General features: G+C 57.5%; 18 protein-coding genes. 11 read left to right on the top strand and 7 right to left on the bottom strand.

Features of this window, described 5'->3' with window-relative positions:
• The first annotated feature begins 1 nt into the window (after position 1).
• From IT895_RS08485 to IT895_RS08475, 3 genes are all read left to right on the top strand, one after another.
• A complete protein-coding gene (locus IT895_RS08485; protein WP_199285265.1) occupies positions 2 to 1222 on the top strand; it encodes an MFS transporter in 1221 nt (406 codons plus the stop codon).
• The gene (locus IT895_RS08480) at positions 1222 to 2259 is read left to right on the top strand and encodes an asparaginase (RefSeq protein WP_199285264.1); all 1038 of its coding nucleotides are present in this window, start codon (positions 1222 to 1224) and stop codon (positions 2257 to 2259) included. The genes IT895_RS08485 and IT895_RS08480 overlap by 1 nt, the downstream gene beginning before the upstream one ends.
• Before the next feature lie 90 nt (positions 2260 to 2349).
• Positions 2350 to 2589, top strand: a complete 240-nt coding sequence (locus tag IT895_RS08475; protein ID WP_085919368.1) for a DUF2789 domain-containing protein — start codon at positions 2350 to 2352, stop codon at positions 2587 to 2589.
• A 77-nt stretch (positions 2590 to 2666) separates the two neighbouring features.
• Here IT895_RS08475 and IT895_RS08470 read toward each other — a convergent pair whose 3' ends face one another.
• Positions 2667 to 3083: an SRPBCC family protein gene (locus IT895_RS08470; RefSeq protein WP_085919367.1), complete on the bottom strand. Its 417-nt coding sequence runs from the start codon at positions 3081 to 3083 to the stop codon at positions 2667 to 2669.
• A 181-nt stretch (positions 3084 to 3264) separates the two neighbouring features.
• Here IT895_RS08470 and queC point away from each other — a divergent pair, with 181 nt between their 5' ends.
• Genes queC through IT895_RS08450 form a run of 4 tightly spaced genes read left to right on the top strand, consistent with a single transcriptional unit; the run spans position 3265 to position 5706 of the window.
• Positions 3265 to 3978 (top strand): 7-cyano-7-deazaguanine synthase QueC, encoded by a 714-nt coding sequence (queC, locus tag IT895_RS08465; protein WP_085919366.1) that lies wholly within the window; start codon positions 3265 to 3267, stop codon positions 3976 to 3978.
• Positions 3978 to 4622, top strand: coding sequence for a 7-carboxy-7-deazaguanine synthase (gene queE, locus IT895_RS08460; protein WP_199285263.1), 645 nt, complete (start codon positions 3978 to 3980; stop codon positions 4620 to 4622). The genes queC and queE overlap by 1 nt, the downstream gene beginning before the upstream one ends.
• Positions 4622 to 5455 carry a 6-carboxytetrahydropterin synthase gene (locus IT895_RS08455; RefSeq protein WP_199285262.1) on the top strand — a complete coding sequence of 278 codons (834 nt, stop codon included), beginning with the start codon at positions 4622 to 4624 and terminating at the stop codon, positions 5453 to 5455. Before queE ends, IT895_RS08455 begins: the two co-directional genes overlap by 1 nt.
• Positions 5452 to 5706, top strand: coding sequence for a YkgJ family cysteine cluster protein (locus IT895_RS08450; RefSeq protein WP_085919363.1), 255 nt, complete (start codon positions 5452 to 5454; stop codon positions 5704 to 5706). Before IT895_RS08455 ends, IT895_RS08450 begins: the two co-directional genes overlap by 4 nt.
• A 74-nt stretch (positions 5707 to 5780) precedes the next feature.
• Here IT895_RS08450 and IT895_RS08445 read toward each other — a convergent pair whose 3' ends face one another.
• Positions 5781 to 9680, bottom strand: coding sequence for an AAA family ATPase (locus tag IT895_RS08445; RefSeq protein WP_199285261.1), 3900 nt, complete (start codon positions 9678 to 9680; stop codon positions 5781 to 5783).
• A gap of 30 nt (positions 9681 to 9710) precedes the next feature.
• Positions 9711 to 10364, bottom strand: coding sequence for a tRNA-(ms[2]io[6]A)-hydroxylase (locus IT895_RS08440; RefSeq protein WP_199285260.1), 654 nt, complete (start codon positions 10362 to 10364; stop codon positions 9711 to 9713).
• A 418-nt stretch (positions 10365 to 10782) separates the two neighbouring features.
• On the opposite strand from IT895_RS08440, the gene acnB reads away from it, so the two are divergent.
• The 3 genes from acnB to IT895_RS08425 all read left to right on the top strand — a co-directional run bounded on the left by acnB (position 10783) and on the right by IT895_RS08425 (position 15971).
• A complete protein-coding gene (gene acnB / locus IT895_RS08435; protein WP_085919360.1) occupies positions 10783 to 13386 on the top strand; it encodes a bifunctional aconitate hydratase 2/2-methylisocitrate dehydratase in 2604 nt (867 codons plus the stop codon).
• A 149-nt stretch (positions 13387 to 13535) separates the two neighbouring features.
• Entirely contained in the window at positions 13536 to 14027 is a 492-nt protein-coding gene (gene rraA, locus IT895_RS08430; protein ID WP_199285259.1) for a ribonuclease E activity regulator RraA, read from the top strand.
• 60 nt (positions 14028 to 14087) lie between these two features.
• Positions 14088 to 15971 carry a glycerophosphodiester phosphodiesterase family protein gene (locus IT895_RS08425; RefSeq protein WP_199285258.1) on the top strand — a complete coding sequence of 628 codons (1884 nt, stop codon included), beginning with the start codon at positions 14088 to 14090 and terminating at the stop codon, positions 15969 to 15971.
• Between the two features lie 2 nt (positions 15972 to 15973).
• On the opposite strand, the gene ggt is transcribed toward IT895_RS08425, so the two are convergent.
• On the bottom strand, positions 15974 to 17686 hold the full coding sequence (ggt, locus tag IT895_RS08420) for a gamma-glutamyltransferase (RefSeq protein ID WP_422823625.1): 1713 nt from the start codon (positions 17684 to 17686) through the stop codon (positions 15974 to 15976).
• 195 nt (positions 17687 to 17881) lie between these two features.
• Positions 17882 to 20257 carry a phosphoenolpyruvate synthase gene (gene ppsA, locus IT895_RS08415; RefSeq protein ID WP_199285257.1) on the bottom strand — a complete coding sequence of 792 codons (2376 nt, stop codon included), beginning with the start codon at positions 20255 to 20257 and terminating at the stop codon, positions 17882 to 17884.
• 227 nt (positions 20258 to 20484) lie between these two features.
• Here ppsA and ppsR point away from each other — a divergent pair, with 227 nt between their 5' ends.
• A complete protein-coding gene (ppsR, locus tag IT895_RS08410) occupies positions 20485 to 21318 on the top strand; it encodes a posphoenolpyruvate synthetase regulatory kinase/phosphorylase PpsR (RefSeq protein ID WP_085919356.1) in 834 nt (277 codons plus the stop codon).
• An 11-nt stretch (positions 21319 to 21329) separates the two neighbouring features.
• On the opposite strand, the gene IT895_RS08405 is transcribed toward ppsR, so the two are convergent.
• Together IT895_RS08405 and nagZ are read right to left on the bottom strand one after the other, a co-directional pair.
• Positions 21330 to 21908: a hypoxanthine-guanine phosphoribosyltransferase gene (locus IT895_RS08405; protein ID WP_085919355.1), complete on the bottom strand. Its 579-nt coding sequence runs from the start codon at positions 21906 to 21908 to the stop codon at positions 21330 to 21332.
• 32 nt (positions 21909 to 21940) lie between these two features.
• Entirely contained in the window at positions 21941 to 22966 is a 1026-nt protein-coding gene (nagZ, locus tag IT895_RS08400; RefSeq protein ID WP_199285256.1) for a beta-N-acetylhexosaminidase, read from the bottom strand.
• Between the last annotated feature and the right edge of the window lie 25 nt (positions 22967 to 22991).

Below are 22991 nucleotides of genomic sequence, written 5' to 3'. Positions count from 1 at the left end.
TATGAGGGCACGCCACTCCGTATTTATTGCACTCATGGTCATCGTAGGGCTTAACCTTCGCCCTGCGATGTCATCGGTCGCGCCATTACTCAACCGGCTGCAGGAGGTCGCTGGACTATCGGCTGCCTCGGCGGGCGTACTGACCACACTGCCTGTACTTTTTCTGGGGCTTGCCGCACCGCTCGCCCCGATGCTTGCCCAGCGTATCGGAAGCGAGCGCGCGTTGAGTACTGCCCTGGGCCTCCTTATGACGGGCCTGATAATACGTGGTTTGCCCTTCCCCGGTGTTCTTTTTCTGGGATCAGCGCTTTCCGGTGCGGCCATAGGGCTGGCGGGCACCCTGCTTCCCGCATTGGTCAAACGCCAGTTGCCCCAAAGTGCTGATCTCCTCACCGGCCTCTATACCATGGCGCTGTGCCTGGGCGGTGCACTCGGCGCAGGGCTAAGCGTGCCTCTAACCCACTATCTTGGCAGTTGGCAAGCCAGTTTGATGAGCTGGGCGCTACTTGCCCTGGCAGCGCTGGTTTTATGGGTCATTTACATGCCCAGAACGCCAACCACCTCCTCACTTGCCTCACTCCCGCAAGCCGGTGCACTCAAGCTTCTCGGTCAACCGCTCACCTGGTTCGTCATGCTCTTCATGGGCATTCAGTCATCGATGGCCTACATCGTCTTTGGATGGCTGCCTACACTGTTAGTATATCGAGGATATGATGAAGCCTCCGCCGGGTGGACCATGGCCATTTCCATTCTTTGCCAGCTTGCCTCAGCACTCAGTGCCCCTTGGCTTGCACGCCTGGGACGTGATCAGCGCCCGGCATTGCTCAGCGTCTTGCTGTGCACCGCCTCCGGGCTATCGATGTTGCTGATTGCCCCATTATCATGGCAATGGCCCGGCGCCGTGCTTCTCGGTTTGGGCCAGGGAGGAAGCTTCAGCCTGGCACTCAGCCTGCTGGTATTGCGCACGGCAAATGCCCAACTCTCCGGCCAGCTGTCCGGGCTGGTACAAGGCGGCGGCTATACCATCGCCGCACTTGGCCCATTCGGGGTGGGCTTATTGCTGCAACACGGTGCCAGCGTTGCCCAAATCGCCTGGTTGCTGATTGCTCTGCTGCTAGTGTGCAGCGGCTTTGCGATGCTTGCCGGGCGCCAACGCTGCCTCGACGATAGCTCCGGGCAGCTTGTCGTACACAAAGGTCGCTTACATAAGGAGACACCCTGATGGCCCACCCTCGCCTGCTGATTATTTATACTGGCGGCACTCTCGGCATGTGCTCAGGCGACCAAGGGTTAACCCCGTCGGGCAATATTGAAGCACGGCTGGCAACAGCGTTTCGCCAACTGCCCCTTCTTCAGCAGCAGGCCTTGCCAAGTTTTGAGGTGTTAAGTTATCCGCAGTTGATCGACTCGAGCTCCGCCACGCCTAAAAACTGGTCACAGCTTGCCCATGATATCGCCGAGCGTCAGAGAGATTATCAGGGATTTGTGGTCATTCACGGCACCGATACACTAAGTTGGACAGCAGCCAGTCTCGCCTATCAATTGCAAGGGATCGACCGACCGGTCATTCTCACCGGCTCCATGCAACCGCTTGAAGCGCCCGGCAGCGATGCCCTAGAAAACTTATATTGGGCGCTACGCTGTGCTGAACAACCTCACGTGAAAGAAGTGGCGATTTACTTCCACGGACAGTTACTTCGCGGAGTTCGCGCCACCAAGCAACACAGTGAAGCCGTGGATGCGTTTACCAGCCCCAACTATCCGCTACTCGGCGAGCGTATAGGAGACCATGTTGTCCATTACCCCGGCCGTGGTTTGGCTGATCAGCAACGTGGCGCCCCGCGGTTCGAGCTGCCCGATTACACCTCGGTAAGCAATGGTGCCATTGTTCGATTAGTACTCTGGCCGGGCATCACCGCCTGGCAGCTCGCGTCCTGGTTGGGCGATCCGCGCGTTAAAGGAGGCATCCTTCAGCTCTGGGGTGCAGGCAATCTGCCCGATGACCCATCGCTTCTAGCCACCCTTGCCAAGGCTACCGGCGAAGGCAAAATGCTCGTCGCCATCAGTCAGTGCCCTCAAGGCAGTGTGCAGCTGGGAGCGTACGCTGCCGGCAAAGGGCTTCTCGACGCTGGCGTGTTATCCGGCGACGACATGACGCCTGAAGCCGTTTTTGGCAAGCTTGTGCATTTGCTAGCCCAGCCGATACCGGAAGAGGATCGGCGTCATCGCTTCCTGAGCTCTCTGGTTGGCGAACGTTAACCAGAGAGCGTTAAATATGCGCCTGGCAATCACTGCGTTTAACGCTAGAGTGAGTGAAACCACACCCAGCGATTAACAGGAATAACGTTTATGGAAAAGCCGGTTCATTATTTTAGCGAGCTGTTCGAACAGTTGGGCCTTGCATCGGATGCGGCCTCGATTGAGCGATTTATTCAACGCCACGCGCCCCTTCCCGATACAATGCCGCTGGCCGACGCGCCCTGCTGGAATGAAGGGCAGGCAGAGTTCCTCAAGGAAGCCGTCGAGGAAGATGCTGATTGGGCGGAAGTCGTCGACCATCTCGATGCCTCCATGCATAAACCAGCGTAAATCAGCCTGTCAATGCAGGGCATCCCTGAGCGTCCTGCATAGCACCGGCAAATGGCGCTACTCAATCCCTATGACACTCATGCCTGCAAACGCGCTTCTACCCGCTCGAGAATTTGCCGACTCACTTTGCCCACCAGTGGCGTTGCCGCCTTGTTCACGGCTTTTGCCATGAAACGGTTACCTATTTCATAGCTCAACGTCAGCGCCACTTCTGTGCCTTCCGGCACCTCACGCAAATGATAGCGTCCCTGGTTTTTGACCCCATTGACCGACTCCCAGGCGAGCACATCCGGCGATTTAACCTCGGTAATCACTACGTCAAATGTCCAGTCCATGCTGAGTGCGCGAACATGCCACCGATAGCGTTCGTCGCCAAGCGGTTCGATATCGCTGATCAGGTCCGAATAATCGGCAAAGTCCTCAACGCGCCTTAACAGCGCGAATACCCGTTCGGGCGCTGCCCTGACGATGGCGCTGTGTTCGATAGTGGCCATATAAAACCCCTTGAATGAAGCCCCTAGCGTAGCACTTTCAGCCCATGTTGTGAGCATGCTTGCGCTAGCCAGAAACACCTCAATTGCGTACACTTGCGACCTTCCGGACCGGACCCCGGAACGCAGTAGCGGCTTTTTTCACGCTACGATCAATAAATTCTCCGGCATAAGAGTGCTTATCATGTCAACTTCCCAAACCCCGCATGGGGCCACCGCCGTGGTAATTTATTCCGGCGGCATGGATTCGTTCACCCTTCTCCACCGGGCGCTAAATGAAGGTTATCACGTTCATGCGCTGTCATTTCATTACGGCCAGCGCCACGCCCGTGAACTCGATGCTGCCCGCCAGGTATGCCAACACCTGAGTATTCCCCATCAGGTCGTGGATATCCGGGCGATTCATTCGCTGATTGATAACTCAGCATTGACCAACACCGACCAGGTAATGCCGCAAGGTGATTACGACGCCGACAACATGGCGGCGACCGTCGTCCCTAACCGCAACATGATATTGTTATCCTTGGCCATTGCGAACGCCGTCAACATCGGCGCAGAACGGGTTGACTACGGTGCCCATGGCGGTGACCACGTCCTTTATCCCGACTGTCGTCCGGCTTTTGTGGAGGCCATGGATCAGGTCGCACGAATTGCCAATTTCTCCCCTGTAAAGGTCCATGCTCCCTACCTGCATGCCAGCAAAGCCGACATTCTTCAGCAAGGCCTGGCCATGGGGCTCGACTACCGATACACCTGGACCTGCTATGAAGGAGGCGAGCTGGCCTGTGGGCGCTGCGGAAGCTGTCGCGAACGATTGGCCGCGTTTGCAGCAAATGGCGTGACCGACCCACTCCCCTATGCCCCACACCCCTATGCCCCACACCCGGAGGTACGCTGATGTATCAGGTGAAAGAAGCCTTCTACACGCTGCAAGGCGAAGGGGCTCAGGCCGGCCGGGCCAGCGTCTTTTGTCGTTTCAGCGGCTGCAACCTATGGAGCGGTCGTGAACGGGACCGAGCCACAGCCCGGTGTACCTTCTGCGATACCGATTTTGTCGGCACCGATGGCCAGGGCGGAGGCCGCTTTGCAACGCCTGCCGCCCTAGCCGAGCACATCAGCGCACTGTGGCCCAGTGACGCAGGTACTGCCGTCCCTTACGTGGTGTTTACGGGTGGCGAGCCGCTGCTGCAGCTTGACCCGGCACTGATTGCCACTCTACACAGCGTGGGTTTTGAAGTAGCGGTTGAAACCAATGGTACACTCACGCCTCCCGCCGGCATTGACTGGCTGTGCGTGAGTCCCAAGGGCAAGAACCCGCTGGTCATTGATCAGGGCGACGAACTCAAGTTGGTCTATCCCCAGACCGAAGCACCGCCCGAGGCATTTGCACAGCTCGACTTCCGACACTTTTTTCTTCAGCCGATGGACCTTTCCCCCTTAGACGCCAACGACGATACTGTCGCGCGCACCACCGCCTATTGTTTGGCCAACCCGCAATGGCGTTTATCGCTTCAGACGCACAAAATCGCAGGCTTTGACTGATGTCTTTATTTGTTAATCAACTCACCCATATCGATGCGTCGCTGTGGTGCCCTGAAGAGGGCCTCAAGGGCGTCAGTTGGCAAGTAGACGCGGTGCTTGAAGGCGAGCTTGGCAAAGACGGCATGCTGCTCGATTTTGGCGAGGTCAAGCCATGGATCAAGCAGCACCTCGATAGCGGCCTGGACCATACGCTTCTGGTTCCTATCGAAGCTTCCGGGATCACGGTCAGCCCCTGCGAGGAAGGCTTGTGTGTGCGCACCACAACGCCTTATGCCATGGAAGTAAAAGGGCCGAAACAAGCTTTTACCCTGCTTCCCGTTGCCACCATTGAGCGCGACACAGTCGCCGCCAATTTAAGCCAGACACTCACTGATCAGCGACCGGAAAACGTCACACGGATTCAGCTAAGCCTCAGCGATGAAGCCATTGAAGGTGCGGCCTATGGGTACAGTCATGGCCTGAAGCTGCATAATGGCAACTGCCAGCGAATCGCCCATGGCCATCGCTCACGCCTGCATATCTGGCAACGGGGAACCCGTCAGCATGAACTTGAACAACAGTGGGCGGCCTGGCTCGATAATCGCTATCTGGTAGAAGAAAATGACATTATCGCGCTCGATAAGCAGACACTGACGTGCCGCTATCAAGCAGATCAGGGAACCTTCAGCCTCACACTGCCCGGTGAACGCTGCGCTGTCCTGGCAACTCCCACCACGGTGGAAAACATCGCTCGTTGGTTAGCCGAACAGCTCGCCGCCCAAACCCTTGAAACCACAACGGTACATGCGTTTGAGGGAGTTAATAAAGGCGCGATGGCAAAGGCAACCCCATGAGTGATGGGTGCCGGGCAGGCTGTGGGGCATGCTGTATTGCGCCGTCGATCAGTTCAGCCATTCCAGGCATGCCTGAAGGCAAACCGGCAGGCGTGCGCTGCGCCCAACTGGACGAGCACAATTTATGCCGCCTGTTCGGGGATCCCCGCCGACCTGCCGTATGCGAGCAGTTTCAATTTGACACTGCCGTTTGCGGACGGCAGCGGGAAGAAGCACTGATCACCCTGACATGGCTGGAAGATAACACCTAGCAGCCTGTCGGGCTTGGCCGATCGTCGCGAGAAGCACGGATTCGCAGTAGATCAGTGTTAAGTCCGGCAGGCTGCTAACTCTCCAGTCGCTCGGGGTATGCCAGACGATGATCCACCAGGCTTACCCAACGGACCAGAACCGGCGCGTCACTATGGCTAACGTCGCTTAACAGACGATGGAAGGCATCCCGCGCCGCTTCGTCGTCGGGGGCGATCCGCGTCAACCATAACTCCAATGCTGCCAACTCCTGATGGCGATTACCGTGCTCCCGCGCCTGTGAAATCGCCATCTCGGCCAAGGCGCGCACTTCATTGGCAGGGTGATCGAGCATGATACGAACCCGGGCAAGTTGGGTGGCAAGCTCAGGTAGAAACAGCGTGGACCTCTCCTTGGCAATCACCAGGCACTGATCCAGGTAATCTTCTGCGGCACTCAGTTCTCCCAGGGCGATACAGGCATCCGAGTACCAAAGCACAGGACGTTTGAAGCGATCACGCCCATTAAGCTCTGCCATTTGATCCAGGCTATCGCGCAGTTGAGTCAGCCCTCCGTGATCGCCCGCCAGCGCGCGCTGCCAGCCGAGAATTCCCTGGGCAGTAATTTGCCATAACTGTAAATCCGGCGTAGCGGTCATTGCCGCTGCTTTTTCCGCATGACGCGCTGCTAAATGCACATGGCCAAGCTGGCGATAGAGTGAGGCGGCAAACAATAGCGCCATGGCAAGCGTACCGGGGTGACCCAGCTTCTCCGCCAGCCGTATCGCCGCGGAAACCTGTCTTTCAGCACGCTGGTAATCACCACAAAGGCATAGCGCCCAACCCTGGAAGCACGCCGCAGTCACCTGTGGATGGTCAGAGAACGGCAGCCATTCGATCATCATCGGTGAGTTGAGCGGGTCGATTTCATTCAGATGGTCGTTGGCCTGCTGCACACGCCCTGCCCAGTATTCACAGTGCGCACGCGCATAGTCAGCCAGCCGCTGGTAACGAGGGTCCTCGAGCCGAGCAGCTATATCAGCCAGGGTAGATGCCAACGCGAAGGCATCGGCGTGGGCGTAGCGCTGGCTGCGCCCTACCCAGAGCCCCCATTTGACCAGAAAGATTTGTTCCAGGTCTTCAGGATCTTCCAGCGCATCCGCACCTGAGTGGCGCAATAATTCACGGGCACGAACGAAACTTTCGTGGGCGGTGGGAGAACCATGGCCTTCAAGCGCAAAAGCAGCCTGCCCCCGCACCGTTAACAGACTCACCTCGCGCTCTATCTCATGCTCTACGTGGCGCAGGCTAGCCAGGCCAAAATCCGCCATGCGTAAGGCGGTACGATTGGCACTTACTTTTAGTGCCTCCCGGGCAGCAAGCTCAAAATAACGTGCGCCGCGTGCGTAGTGCCCGCTTCGCCGGAGGTGGGTGGCAAAGTCACCAGGGTGGCGGCTGATCCACATCGGGAAGCGCTCTTCTATAAGGCTAACCACCTGCTGGTGAAGCGTGACGCGGACATCGCGGGGGCAGGAAAGGTAGGCCGCTTCCTGAAGCAGCTGGTGGCTGAACTGGAATTCATGTTCGCTTGAGCCGTTGTCCACCGGCTCAATGATTTCGAGCTGGCGCATATGATCCAGCGCCTGCTGCAGACGCGCTGTGTCATAGCCACTGCACTCGCTGAGGAAGTCAAGCCGGAACCGTTTTCCCAGCACCGCGGCAATATGGGCAATTTCACGATCCGCTTCCAACTGGTCGATTCGGCTGGCCAACAGCCCAAGCAACCCCTTGGGCAACTCGTCAAACTGAACGCTTCGCCCTTCTCGGCGATCCATGTCCAGGCGTCGGCAAATTTCCTGCAAATACAGTGGAACACCGTCGCAGCGCTCGATAATCTGATTACGCAATCGCGGGCTTAGGTGAATACGATAACGACGCGAGAGTTGCGATAACAGTCGCGAGGACTCCAGTCCATCCAGCCGGCCCAGCGTGATTTGCTGATCCCAGTGCAGCTTGACGGGCAGAGGTTCACGACCATGGTGACTGGCCACCAGCATAAAGGCCGTATTGATGGGCAACCGCGCCTGAAGGCCTGACAGTACCTTGAACGATGGTTCGTCGAGCCACTGCAGGTCATCCACCATCAGAACGAGCGTATGGGTCGCCGACTGACGTTCGATCAAGCGGTGTAACAGCATTACCACCAGTTCAACCGCTTCACCGTTTTGCGTCAGCTGTGACACTTCCTGCACGCTACGCACGCCGAGGGCTTCTTCGAGCAGACATTGCTGCTCATCGCTTAACGCATTGAAAGCCAGGTCGGCTTGCAGAGCGCACAGTGCATCCTGATCCGGCGCCCCTCCCAGGTACCATGATAGAAGCGTGCGGGCGACGCCATAGGGCTCCAGCACCGAAAGTCGCGTGGTGGGCTGCCAGCAAATAGCAGCGTCGCGACTGATCTCAAGCTGACGAAAACCTACCATCAAGGCCGATTTACCCATGCCCGACGCACCACGTACCAGCACACTTTGGCGAAGCCCGATACCGGCTCGGGCAAGGGCATCCCTCAGCGTTCTTAACGAGGTTTCGCGCCCTACCAGGCTCGGCGGCAGTGCATCAGGACCACCTTCATTCTGGCCCAGCACCAACGCGCGCTGGCGCACACGACCATCGCTCGACATTACTCGCGAGACCAGCCGGGGCTGAAGGTCGAGCGCCGGTGGCATGTGCTGGCTCGACTCCTGCGAGATGACCAGTTCGCTGCCTTCTGCCGCGCTCATCAACTCGAGGGATATTTGCGTCACCTGGCCCAACGGGTCAGCCAGTTGGCGTTCAGGCAAATAAACGACACGCCCGCTGTGCAGCCCTGCTGCCAACTCAAACCGTGGCGGCTCACCTTCACCCGTCCAGTGCCTGGCCGACTCTTGAGGGAGCGTCTGACGGCAATGCTCATAAAGCGCGACCAGTTCAGCCAACTGATGGGCAGGGCCATGGGTACCAAAACAGGCAAGCCCCAGGCCGCCAGTAGCGCCAGGCAACCAGAAACCACCCAAATGATGGCATTGCTGCTCAAGCCACCGCAGCAACTCCAGTTGAAGTGCAAGGCAGTTACGCGTCGCGGCGCGATCCTGCCAGTCCCCCTGGAGGCGCAATCGAATGGCCATTACCGAGAGTTGACGAAGCTCAATTTCATCTTCGCGCAAAGGCTGGCTGTCGGTAGCAAGCGCTCGCGAAAAGGCGCCTTGGGGAGACATGACGCGGGCGTCATGGTGACCATCGGACCAATAGCTCGCCAGCTGTAAAAAGCTAGGCTCGGGCTGCTGGCCTGACAGGGCAAGCAGCTGCAAATAGCTGTTGTATTGCTCGTGAGCTGCCGCCATCTGCTTTTGTTCGGCAAGCTGTTTAACCAACCGTTCATGAAAAGGACCGTAACCGGAAAACCGGCTGACCAGCGTTTCCAGAAGGCCGTCAGGTACTTCCTGATGATTATCAAGCACCTGTTCAGCAAAACGGATAACCCGCTGACGCCATTCGTTGCGCGCCTGCACCAGCCAGCGTTGGAACTCACTACAGTTGGCGAGCTGCAATTCCTCGATCAAATCGCCCTGGTAGCAAGACAGCACCTCATCCAGAGTGGCAAGATCCCGCGGCCCTTCAAGTAGCGTTTGCAGCTCATGCAGATCGACCTGCCAATTGGGCGGCAGCTGAAAGGCAATGGTCTGGCGCGACACATTGAGCACTTGTTCTGCATCTTCGCCCAATGATTGACGTAGGCAATGCAGCGCGTGTCGAAGGTTGGTGCGGCCTGATGAAAGGCCCTGATCTGGCCACAGCAGTTCTGCCAGCGCAGCGCGGTTGACAGGTTGTCGATGCAGCAGCAAGTAGACAAGCAACGCTTTCACTTTATCGTAGCTAAAGTGCGTCAGCACATCATCACCCTGAGACAGGGCAAAATGACCGAACAGGGTCAGTTGGTCATACTTTTGAGCATCGCGCATGGTAAACATCCTGTCTGGACGAACGGCATCTTACGCTGGCACGCCGCTATGAAAACGAAAAGCTGTATCCGGCGAAATGATCAGCTCTGCTTCAAGAGCAACAAAGAACGCGATCCGCTCGTCGATCGAGTGGTCGGTTTGCTGCCGGGCAAGCAAAAGATAATCTTCGAAATGTCGGCCTTCAGACTTGACAAGGGTGCGGTAGAATTTCGCCAGTTCTTCATCAAGGTAAGGAATCAAGCAAGCAAAGCGTTCGCAGCTTCTGGCCTCGATGAGGGCGCCAATAATCAGCACATCTATCAACCGCTCAGGGTCCTGAGGACGGACATGTCGGCGCAACCCTTCCGCATAGCGTGAAGCGGTCAAGTGCCGATACGTTACCCCCCGGCTTTCCATAAGGGTCACGACCTGCTCAAAATGCAGCAGTTCTTCACGGGCAAGTTGCGACATCTTGCTCAGTAGCAGCGGTTGATCCACATAGCGATACAATAGGCTCATCGCCGTGGAGGCAGCCTTCTTCTCACACTGAGCGTGGTCAATCAGAAGAATTTCGGGATTCTCCAGGGCCCAGGTCAGCCAGGCATCTGGTGTTGTACATCCCAGAAAGTCATTCAAGCTGTCAGGCAACAAGTCGTTCGCATCAATCGAATGACCCGCTTTGTCAGGAATTACTTGTATCGACATAACACCATCACTAAATAGCTATCACATAATTGTACAACAATCATAACGCCTTGGGTAATTCGAATATGCCATCACGGCCAACTGCTCAGCCTGAGGCAGGCTATCAGCCCAGGCGAGGTAACGCGGCGTTACGAGAATCACACTTTATGAAACCTCTGTCGATAGCGAGTGCTTTTTTGCTAGTAAAGCATGTCAGAACGTTTGGTCCCAGCGTGTTTCACACTTTTGAACAGGCTCATCATCACAAAGTACAACGCCATGGCAGCGGACTCACCTTAACATTGTCGACAGTTTCACGTAGAATTACTGGCATCCAACCAACGCTGTTTGTCAAGCGTATGTCGGTGTCCGATGGCATCGTGAAGCGCATAGCCCACGTGCCGTCGCCACCATTAAAGCAGATGAGAGGGCCCCAAACGTGCTTGAAGCTTACCGCCAACATGTCGAGGAACGCGCTGCAGAGGGCATCCCCGCCAAGCCCCTGAATGCCGAGCAAACCGCCGCTCTAATCGAGCTGCTGAAAACGCCCCCGGCTGGCGAAGAAGAATTTATTCTCGACCTGATTACCAACCGCGTTCCCCCGGGTGTTGACGAAGCGGCTTACGTAAAAGCCGGTTTCTTAACGGCCATCGCCAAAGGCGAAGCGACATCGCCCCTCATCGATAAAGTACATGCCGTCAAACTGCTAGGCACCATGCAGGGCGGCTATAACATCGTGTCGCTGGTCGAGCTGCTCGACAACGAAGAACTAGCCCGTGAAGTCGGCGAACAGCTTAAGCATACCTTACTGATGTTCGATGCCTTCCATGACGTTGAGCAACGTGCCAAGGCAGGTAATAGTGTCGCCAAGGACGTTATCCAGTCATGGGCCGACGCCGAGTGGTTCCTCTCCAAGCCGGCGCTTGAAGAAAAGATCACACTGAGCGTCTTCAAGGTACCTGGCGAGACCAACACCGACGACCTGTCGCCGGCACCGGATGCCTGGTCGCGTCCGGATATTCCCTTGCATGCCAATGCCATGCTCAAGAACGAGCGTGATGGCATCGATCCCGTGGAGCCGGGCAAGACCGGTCCCCTAAAGCAGATCGAAGATGTAAAAGCCAAAGGCTTCCCTGTCGCTTACGTGGGTGATGTCGTCGGCACCGGGTCTTCGCGCAAATCAGCCACCAACTCAGTACTGTGGTTCTTCGGCGATGACATCCCGCATGTGCCCAACAAGCGCGCAGGCGGGTTCTGTTTTGGCAGCAAAATTGCTCCCATCTTCTTCAACACCATGGAAGATTCTGGCGCCCTGCCGGTAGAAATGGATGTTGAAAAGCTATCCATGGGTGACGTCATCGATGTCTACCCCTATGAAGGCAAGGTCTGCAAGCATGGGACTGACGACGTACTGACAACCTTCGAGCTCAAGACACAGTTGATTCTCGACGAAGTTCGTGCGGGTGGGCGTATCCCGCTGATCATCGGTCGGGGTTTGACCGGCAAAGCTCGGGAATCCCTGGGTCTTGCACCTTCAGATGTATTCCGCCTGCCCGAGCAACCCAACGACACAGGTAAAGGCTTTACCCTGGCCCAGAAAATGGTCGGCAAGGCCTGCGGCATGGACGGCGTTCGCCCTGGCATGTACTGCGAGCCCAAGATGACCACGGTGGGGTCTCAGGACACGACCGGCCCCATGACCCGCGATGAACTAAAAGACCTGGCGTGCCTGGGCTTTCAGGCCGATCTGGTCATGCAGTCGTTCTGCCATACCGCCGCTTACCCGAAGCCGGTCGACGTGGACACCCACCATACCCTGCCCGACTTCATCATGAACCGCGGCGGCGTTTCGCTGCGCCCCGGCGACGGCATTATTCACAGCTGGCTCAACCGCATGCTGCTGCCGGACACGGTAGGCACAGGCGGTGATTCGCATACCCGTTTCCCGCTGGGCATTTCCTTCCCGGCAGGCTCAGGGCTGGTCGCGTTTGCCGCCGCCACGGGCGTCATGCCGCTGGACATGCCGGAATCCGTGCTCGTGCGCTTTAAAGGCAAGCGCCAGCCTGGCGTCACCTTGCGCGATCTGGTTCACGCTATTCCGCTGTATGCCATCAAGCAGGGGCTACTGACGGTGGAAAAATCCGGCAAGAAGAACGCTTTCTCGGGCCGTGTCCTGGAAATCGAAGGTCTTGAAGACCTGACCGTCGAGCAAGCTTTCGAGCTTTCCGACGCCTCTGCCGAGCGTTCGGCAGCCGGCTGTACCATCACGCTTTCCGACGAGAGCGTGACCGAGTACCTCAAGTCGAACATCACCTTGCTCAAGTGGATGATCGCCAATGGCTACGGCGATGAGCGCACCATCAGCCGTCGTATCGAAGGAATGGAAGCCTGGCTTGCCGATCCGAAATTGATGCGTGCCGACAAGGATGCCGAATACGCCGAAGTTATCGAAATCGACCTCGACGATATCAAAGAGCCGGTACTTTGTGCACCGAATGACCCCGACGATGCCCGTCTACTTTCTGACGTTGCCGGCACGAAAATCGACGAGGTTTTTATCGGTTCGTGCATGACCAACATCGGTCATTTCCGCGCTGCCGGCAAGCTGCTCGAGAAACAGCCCGCAGGCAGCCTCAAGACCCGCCTGTGGTTAGCGCCTCCGACCAAGATGGATCAGCACCAGCTTACCGAAGAAGGCTACTACGGCATCTATGGTCGCGCCGGTGCGCGCATGGAAATGCCCGGCTGCTCGCTTTGCATGGGTAATCAGGCGCGCGTCGCTGCGAAAAGTACCGTCGTATCGACCTCCACGCGGAACTTCCCCAACCGTCTTGGCGATGGCGCGAACGTCTATCTTGCGTCAGCAGAGCTGGCGGCAGTGGCCGCCGTTGAGGGTCGCCTGCCCACGGTCGACGAGTATCGCCGTTACATGGGAGAGTTTGACGCCATGGCAAGCGAGATCTATCGTTACATGAACTTTCACGAAATTGAGGAGTATCAGAAGATTGCCTCAAACGTGATTCCGGTGGCTCAAGAAGCGTAAGCTTCAACGCTACCGCTCCATCGCCGATGCTCGCAACATCGCAAAAGAGCACTGTGCTCTTTTGAGCCGATGAACGAACGCCCCGCCACTGTTCTACAGGGCGGGGCGTTTTTTCTTACGATTACCAGAGACCAATGACAGGATTCGCCATGCTGACAATCATTACCCCCGATATATGCGATGCCTTTCCAGACGTTCAGGTACTGGAACCCACCTTTGCCAACTTTGGCGGCGTTGATGCCTTTTACGGCCCCGTCCGGACCATCAAATGCTTTGAAGATAATTCTCTCGTCAAGCAAGCCGTCGCTGAACCAGGCGACGGGGCCATCCTTGTCGTCGATGCCGGAGGCTCCCCACGATGTGCCATGCTCGGCGACCTGCTGGCCGAACAAGCGGTCGAGAATGGGTGGGCTGGCGTCGTGATATACGGTTGTGTTCGCGACGTGGACATCCTCGCTACGCTGCCTCTGGGCGTACAGGCACTTGGGTGCCATCCGCGTAAAAGCGAAAAACGTGGAGAAGGACAGCGCGATGTCACCATAAGCTTCGCAAGCGCCACCATCACGTCGGGCAATTGGCTTTACGCTGACAATAACGGCATCCTGATCGCCGATCGCGAACTTCCGCTTGATCAAGTGTGACTTGCCTGGGGTGGCGCTTACTGCCACCCTGAAGCCTCTTTTCATTACCTTTTTGTGTCCATGCAGCCTTTGAATCAGCTTGGCTATGCCCTTGCCCGCACGTTACGCGATCATCTACGTCCGCTGATTGCGTTTCACTTATTTTTCACCCTGCTCGCGTCAGCCCTTCTATTACCCGCCATCGCCTGGGTCATGCGTGCCCTGCTCGCCCAGTTGCGGCGTAGCGTAGTGACCAATAACGACCTGGTCTCGCTCGTATTCAGCCCTCTGGGGCTATTGGGCATGCTGGTCGGTATCGGGCTGTTCTTTGTAGTGATTTATTGGCAGCAGGCCGGCATGCTTCAGGTAGCTTCAAGGCCGCGTGACAATCACTATCGACTTGCGTTTGAAGCGCTCTGGCTAAGCAGTCGGCGGTTACCTGCGCTGACGGGCTTGGTCGTCTTGCAGGTAGGTAGCCACTTGATATTGCTCGCCCCTTTCATGCTCGCCCTGACCTGGCTGTATGACATATGGCTGAGCGGTATCGATCCCTATTATCTTCAGCGCATCAAGCCCCCCGTCTTGTGGTACTTCCTCGCCAGCGCAACCCCATTGTTACTTTTATGGACGGTCCTGGCCGCCAGGCTTTATTTACGCTGGTTACTGGCGCTCCCCCTGGTCGCCCTGGATGAATACTCGCCGTGGCAGGCGCTTCGCCGCAGCGTCGTTCTCACGCGAAGCTGGCATCGCTCGATTGGCATTGCCGTCATATTGGTTCTGGTACTGATTATCGCGCTGCCGATTGCGACCACCCTTTTGTTTGATCATTTATTTACGCCGCTATTGTGGTGGTTACCCGAGCATACGGCTGTCCTGGTGCCGGCCATGCTGGGCTATTTGACCGGCTATGTGCTGATCACGCTGGCGATTACCTTTCTGGGCATTGCCGTGAATGCTCTTTTGTCGGCCTGCCTGTACCTTCAGTTGGCCCATCGAGAAGCGCGCCCGGCGCCGCCTAACGATGCCCACCCGGGGCGCTTTGCCTGGGCCGTGGAGCTCATCGTATTGGCCTTTGCAGGCCTTCAGGCCTGGTGGATACTGACAAGTTTCGAAATTCGCGATGATGTGGCGATCATTGCCCATCGCGGCAGCTCAATGGCAGCGCCGGAAAATACCCTGGCGGCATTGGATCAGGCGATCGTGGACGGCGCCGACGCCATCGAAATCGACGTCCGCCTGACAGCCGACCAGGAGGTCATGCTGTATCATGATCGCAATATGGCTCGCCTGACAGGCGACCAGCAGGAATTCGGGGACTTGACGCGCGAGGAACTCGAGCGCTATGACGTTGGCAGCTGGTTTGGCGATGTGTATGAGGGGGAGCCCATTCCAGGACTCGACGACGCGCTTGCGCTGGTACGTGGGCGAGCCGACTTGATGATCGAAATAAAGCCCCTGCCCGGCCAGGGTCAGGCGCTTAGCGGTGCCGTCTTGAGAGAGCTGCAAAAAGAGACCGATGCCCGCTATCAATGCTGGGCATCGGCTGATAGCCCAATCGCGGCCTACGTCCAGTGCGGCTACCCGAATGCCATGCACAGCATGCGTATGGCCACCATGTCCCCCGGCTTGCTGCCATTCATCAAACAGCAAGCGCCAGAACTCAAGGTCACGCTCATCGCTCAGCTAATTTTGCCGGGCACGCTGGATCGCGGAGCCTTTGATGCCCTGGGCCTTCGCCATAATCGTATTAGCACACAGGAAATAAAGCTGGCGAGGTTCTATGGTTATGAAGTGCATGCCTGGACGGTCAACAGCCGGGACCGAATGTCCACGCTCATCGACCTGGGCGTGGACGCGATCATTACCGACTACCCAAAACGACTGGTCGCTCTGCGCAACGACCGTCGCTCACTGAGCGACGGGGCATTGATGTTGGTGAAACTGCGCAATTGGCTGCGACGTTAAACTTAATCGCCCATCACCACACCTTCTCGGCGGGGATCAGCGCCGCCAAACAGCGTGCCATCTTCCAGGCGCATGATGGCCTGAAGGCCGCTGGTCAGCTCGCGCTCGCTGATGTCATGACCTCGCTCTCTCAAAGCATCGATAGTGGCATCAGGAAAACGCCCTTTCTCAACCCATACATCGTCGCCCAGGGTGACGGCGTGGGGCAGGTTCAACGCCGTTTGCGCGTTCATCCCCCAGTCACGCAGTGCCATCAGCGTACGCGCGGTGTAATGAATGATCGCTGCACCACCGGGCGACCCAAGGCTACCGACCAGCTCGCCGCTGTCATGATCGAAGATAAGCGTGGGGCTCATACTGGAACGCGGGCGCTTGCCGGGTTCAACTCGATTGGCCACCGGTTCACCGTTCTGCTCTGGCTCGAAGGCAAAATCGGTCAGCTCATTGTTGAGCAGAAAGCCGCCCGGCAAGTCGGTCCCCCCATCACTCATGATGCGTGAGCCAAATGCCTGCTCAATGGTCGTGGTCATGGCAACCGATCGGCCTTCAGCATCCACGATGCTGATATGGCTGGTGCCATATTCAGGCTGGGTCGGCTGCGCCGCCCAACTTGTTTCAATATCGCCGGGCCGACCGTGTTCGGCGTTATCCCCCATGCTCTCTTGACCGATCAGCGCGCTGCGCTTGGCGAGATAGTCCGGCGCCAGCATTGTCGACCAATCACCACCGGGGGCCTCAACGAAATCCGGATCGGCTATATAGTAATTACGATCGGCGAACGCTAACCGGGAGGCTTCCAAAAACTGGTGCAACCAGCCGCTGCTGGTGACACCGTCATCCAAAGGGGCTTCAAGCAGTGGCTGCTGATCGAGCATGCCAAGGATCTGCATGATAGTGATGTGGCCGGATGAGGGAGGCGGGAAACCGCATACGTCCCATTGCTGCCAGGGTGTGCAGATAGGGTCGCGGATAATGGCGTCATAACTTTCCAGGTCATCCAGCGTCATCGCGCCGGGCCGGGCCGGATGCTGAACCACCTGATCGACAATATCCTGAGCAACGTCACCCTGGTAAAACGCGGCGCTGCCTTCCTCGGCGATACGCTTTAGTATCGCCGCAAGGGCCGGGTTTTTGAGGGTTTCACCCACTGCAATGGGCTCGCCTTCAGCGTCATAATAGAAGTCCCGCGCCCGTTCGTTATTGCGCAAGGCATCGTCATTGGCAAGGCTCAAATGAAGCCGCTCACTGACGGCAAAGCCTTCTTCTGCCAGCGTCATCGCAGGCACAAAAAGGTCTTCCCAGGGCAGACTGCCGTGAGCCGCATGGACTTTTTCCATTAGCCGCAGCGTTCCCGGCACACCGACCGATCGGCCGCTTGCCACGGCATCCATGAACGCCAACGGCTCGCCATCCTGCATGAAGAGCCCACCATCCACAGCGGCGGGTGCGGTCTCACGCCCATCGTAGGCGCGTACGTCATCACCATCGTAATAAAGCAAGAACGCCCCGCCGCCAAGGCCACTCGATTGTGGCTCCACCAGTCCCAGCACCATCTGGACGGCAATGACCGCGTCGACCGCGTTTCCGCCGGCCTTCAATATCTGGTAGCCCGCATCGGTGGCCAGCGGATTGGCAGCCGCCACCGCGAAGGAATCGGCAGACCAGCCAGGTTTTTCTTCGTAACCAGACTCACTTTCCGGCGAGATGGAGGGCATTGCATAGTCAAAGCCCCAACCATATAAAGGCACTATCAAGAGACTGGGTAGTAACCACCGCATTCTTTTAGAGGGCATCACGACCGACTCCGCCAATGTATACAGACCGAAATAAAAGCGTAGCCTATTAAACCCAAGCGCCCAGCACAATGGCTGGGCGTGTTTCATCTAGCCTGCTAACTACCTCACTAACGATCAGTCTGCGATGGTTTCACCTGCCAACATGAACCAGGTCTCGAGCACCGCGTCCGGGTTCAGCGATATCGAATCAATCCCCTGCTCCATCAACCACTTGGCAAAGTCAGGATGGTCGGACGGCCCCTGACCGCAGATGCCGACATACTTACCCTTAGCTCTACAGGCCTGAATCGCCATGGAAAGAAGTTTTTTGACGGCTTCGTTACGCTCGTCAAACAGATGCGCCACGATACCCGAGTCGCGATCAAGCCCAAGGGTGAGCTGTGTCAGGTCGTTGGAGCCAATCGAGAAACCATCGAAATGCTCGAGAAACTCGTCGGCCAGCAACGCATTGGCAGGCAGCTCACACATCATGATGACCTTGAGGCCGTGGTCGCCGCGCTTCAGCCCGTTGGTCGCCAGCAGCTCGACCACTTCCCGGGCTTCTTCCGTGGTGCGCACGAAGGGCACCATGATCTCGACGTTGTCGAGTCCCATATCTTCGCGGACACGCTTGAGCGCCCGGCATTCCAGCTCGAAACACGGACGGAACGCCTCCGAGACATAACGCGAGGCCCCCCGGAAGCCCAGCATGGGATTCTCTTCGCCGGGCTCGTAGAGCTTGCCGCCAATCAGGTTCTCGTACTCGTTTGATTTGAAATCCGAAAGCCGCACGATAACGCGCTGAGGATAATAAGCAGCGGCCAGTGTCGAAATGCCTTCAACGAGTTTATCGACGTAGAAGCTGACCGGGTCGGTATAACCGGCCGTGCGCATGTCGATCACCTGCTGAAGGTCGGACGGCAGGGTGTCGTACTCCAGCAATGCCTTGGGATGAACGCCAATCATGCGGTTGATAATGAACTCAAGCCGCGCGAGCCCTACCCCGGCATGGGGAAGGCTGGCAAACCCAAAGGCACGATCCGGGTTGCCCACGTTCATCATGATCTTGAAAGGAATCTCGGGCATGGTGTCAACGTTGGAGACCTTGCAGTCAAAATCCAGCAGGCCTTCATACACATGCCCGGTATCACCTTCAGCGCAGGAAACAGTAACATCACTGCCTTCATTCAATCGTGTGGTGGCATCGCCACAGCCAACGACAGCCGGGATGCCCAGTTCACGGGCAATGATCGCCGCGTGGCAGGTTCTGCCACCGCGATTGGTCACGATGGCTGAAGCACGCTTCATGATCGGCTCCCAGTCGGGATCGGTCATGTCGGTTACCAGCACATCGCCGTCATGGATCTTGTCCATGTCATCGGGCGTCATGACCACCTTGGCGGTACCGCGGCCGATGCGTTGGCCGATAGCGCGACCGGTGACCAGGGTGCGGCCTTTCTCGCGTAGCTGGAAACGCTCCAGCTTGCCGCCTTCCTGCTGCGATACAACGGTTTCCGGCCGCGCCTGCACAATATAGAGCTCACCATCGTCCCCATCCAGTGCCCATTCGATATCCATGGGCCGCTGGTAATGCTGTTCTATGGTCACCGCTTGACTCGCCAGCGCCATGACCTGCTTGTCGTTGAGGCAGAAACGACCACGGTCCTGCAGGGGCACATCAATGGTCTCGACCGACTTGCCGGCGCTGGCATCTTGGGTATAGACCATCTTGATCAGCTTGGACCCCAGGTTGCGGCGCAGCACCGCAGGTCGGCCCGCAGCCAGGGTCGGCTTATGAACATAGAACTCATCAGGATTCACCGCCCCCTGGACGACGGTTTCACCCAGCCCCCAGGAAGCTGTCACAAAGACCGCATCGCGGAAGCCCGACTCGGTATCCAGCGTGAACATGACACCCGACGCGCCCGTTTCCGAGCGCACCATTTTCTGCACACCCGCAGATAGCGCGACATTTTCATGCGCATAGCCGCGATGAACTCGGTAAGAGATGGCCCGGTCATTGAACAGCGAAGCGAAGACTTCATGGACCGCACGCTTGATATTGTCGAACCCTTCGATATTCAGAAAGGTTTCCTGCTGGCCGGCAAAGGAAGCATCGGGCAAGTCTTCCGCGGTGGCCGAGCTACGCACCGCGACCTTCAACGCTGGGTGACGCTGCTGCAGGCTTTCATAGGCACTACGTAATTCGCTTTCGAACGTCGGGGGTAGCGGCGTGTCGATCACCCACTGGCGTATCATTTTACCGGCTTCGGCCAATGCTTTGACATCATCAACATCCAGCCGCGCCAGCGTATGGTTGATACGCTCGTTGAGGCCTTCGTGGGCAAGAAATTCTCGGTAGGCATGGGCCGTCGTGGCAAAGCCGCCGGGAACCGTGACCCCCGCTCCGGATAAATTAGAGATCATTTCGCCAAGCGAAGCGTTTTTACCACCCACGCGTTCGACGTCAGCCATACCCAGTTGATCGAACCATAGAATGTAATTGTTCACGCAACCCCCTCGCTCAATAGGCCAGCGATCATGACAACCGCCAGTGATGAATGCGGTCACCCTAGCACCGCCCCGGTGTATTCGCCATTGGTCTAATAGCGAAGGGCATGGAGGATTTTTACAACAGGCGGCATTTTTGAACAATTGTTGTAGTCGCGACTCAAGCACCGTTGTGCCAGGCGTCATCCCGGCACACAATATGCGCAACGTTCAGGAGAGCAAACACCATGCAGCGCACGGCTTTTTTTATTTCGGATGGGACAGGCATTACCGCAGAGAGTCTGGGGAGGAGCCTACTGGCGCAGTTCAGCGATGTCGATATCAACATGCAAACCAAGCCCTATATCGACACCCTGGATAAAGCCGAGGCCCTGGCCGAAATTATTGACGCGACGGCGGTCCGTGACGGGCAACGACCGATCATTATCGACACCATCGTCGACCAGAAGATTCGCGATGTGATTCGCAAGGCCGCAGGCTTCAAGGTGGATATATTCTCCACCTTTCTGGAGCCACTCGAACAGGAGCTCGCCACGCACTCTTCCTACAGCGTTGGACGAACGCATTCGATTGGCAGCGACGATGTCTATATGGACCGCATCCACTCGGTGCACTTCGCACTGGATAATGACGACGGAGCACGCACTCATCAGTACGATAAAGCCGATATTATTCTGGTCGGGGTATCGCGCTGCGGCAAAACCCCCACGTCGCTCTATCTGGCCTTGCAGTTTGGCATTCGCGCCGCCAACTATCCGCTAACGGAAGACGACCTGGACGAAGACGGCATGCTGAAACTGCCGCCGGTGCTCGCTCAACACCGGCACAAGCTGTTTGGCCTGACAATCGACGCCAGGCGTCTGGCCGCCATCCGCAACGAACGCAGGCCCAATAGCCGCTACAGTTCGATGGATCAATGCATGCAGGAGATCGAGCAGGCAGAAGCGTTATACCGTCGCCTGCACATTCCTTTTATCGACGCCACGCGCTTTTCCGTGGAAGAGATATCCACCCGCATGATTGCTGAAACCGGGTTGGCGCGGCGCTTTTCACCCCGCTAAACCGCCTCAGATCACATGCCCTTGGGGGCAAAGATTCCCGGGGCATTGCGCCAATAGCCTTTGTAATCCATACCAAAGCCAAAGACATAACGATCGGCGACTTCCAGGCTGCAGTAGTCGGCTTTCAATCCGGGTACTGCCTTGCGATCGTGCCGTTTATCGACCAGCACCGCCGTGGTAATGCTGGCGGCTTGCGCTTCCTGGCAATAGTTCAGAATCGCAGATAGCGTCGTGCCTTCATCCAGAATGTCGTCGACGATAACGACATGCCGACCGGCCATGGGAATCTCCGGCGATACCCGCCAGAAAAGCTCTCCACCGCGGGTCTCGTTGCGGTAGCGTGTGGCATGCAGGTAGTCGACCTCAAGCGGAAAGCCCAACCGGGTCAACAGATGGCCCGTGGTGATCAAGCCGCCATTCATGACGCAATAGAAGACCGGTAGTTTATCGCCCAGATCCGCACTGATCTGCTCGGCCATACGGTCCAGCGCCTGCTCCACCTGCTGCTGGGAAATCAAGCAGTCCGCGTTGTCCATGAGCTCGCGCATGGTGTCGAGGGATGCGAGCGCTTCTTTGTCTAGCTTTGCCATTGAAGTTCCAGTCTACTTGGTAAAAACAATCGTTAACTGCTGCGTGAATCAGCGGCCATGGCCTCTAACTGGGCATGCGTGCGCCGCCAGCGGCTAAGCGCGGATAGCGCGTCCAAATCGGGACGTGCGCGTTTGTAGCGAAGCTTGCCGGGCCTGACAGACGCTGAAGTTGGAACGGCGGCAACGACCTCAAGCGCCGCCTCGCGGTCATTGCATACCAGCAACATGTCGCAGCCGGCAGCGAGAGCAGCCGCTGCGCGTTCGCGCGGCCCTCCTACCTTATGGGCGCCGGCCATGCTCAAATCGTCGGAAAAGATACAGCCTTTAAACCCCAACGACTGACGCAGCATCCCCAGCCAACTGGGCGAAAAGCCGGCGGATCGCTTGTCAAATGCCGAGTACACAATGTGGGCTGGCATGACACCATCAAGCTTCTTGGCCAGGGTGCTGAAAGGCACCAGGTCGTGTTGCTTGAGCGTCTCAAAAGGCCGGTCATCGACGGGCAAGGCGAGATGCGAGTCTGCCGCTACGCCGCCATGACCGGGAAAATGCTTGCCGATCGCTGCCATACCGGCTTCATGCAGCCCGGCTACCAGCGCGCCACCCAGTTCACTGACTTGCGTGGCCTCCGAGCCAAAACTGCGGTCGCCGATGACGCTGGAGAGACCGCTATCGATATCCAGTACCGGAGCAAAGCTGATATCCAACCCGCAGGCGGCCATTTCCATGCCCAGGAGCCAACCGGTGTCCTGGGTAAGCCCCAGAGCCGCCGCACGATCCTTCTGGTAATACTCACCCAGCCGAGCCATTGGTGGCAGGCGCGTCAGTCCTTGCTTGATACGCTGAACGCGACCGCCTTCCTGATCCACTGCCAGCAACACGTTGGGGCGTAGCTTACGCACCTCGCTGCACAGGTCTCTGACCTGGTGGGCATCTTCCACATTGCGCGAAAACAAGATGACGCCACCCACCGAGGGCGATTTCAACAACTGCCTTTCTGCGGTGGTCAAAGTTGTCCCTTCAAGGTCCAACATGACCGAGCCCAAAGGATGTGTCATAGCGGGGTGTCCAAAAAAGGCGCTA

The organism is Halomonas sp. A40-4, assembly GCF_015767635.1.
GTDB lineage: Bacteria > Pseudomonadota > Gammaproteobacteria > Pseudomonadales > Halomonadaceae > Vreelandella > Vreelandella janggokensis.
This window is presented reverse-complemented; position numbering and strand designations above follow the sequence as displayed.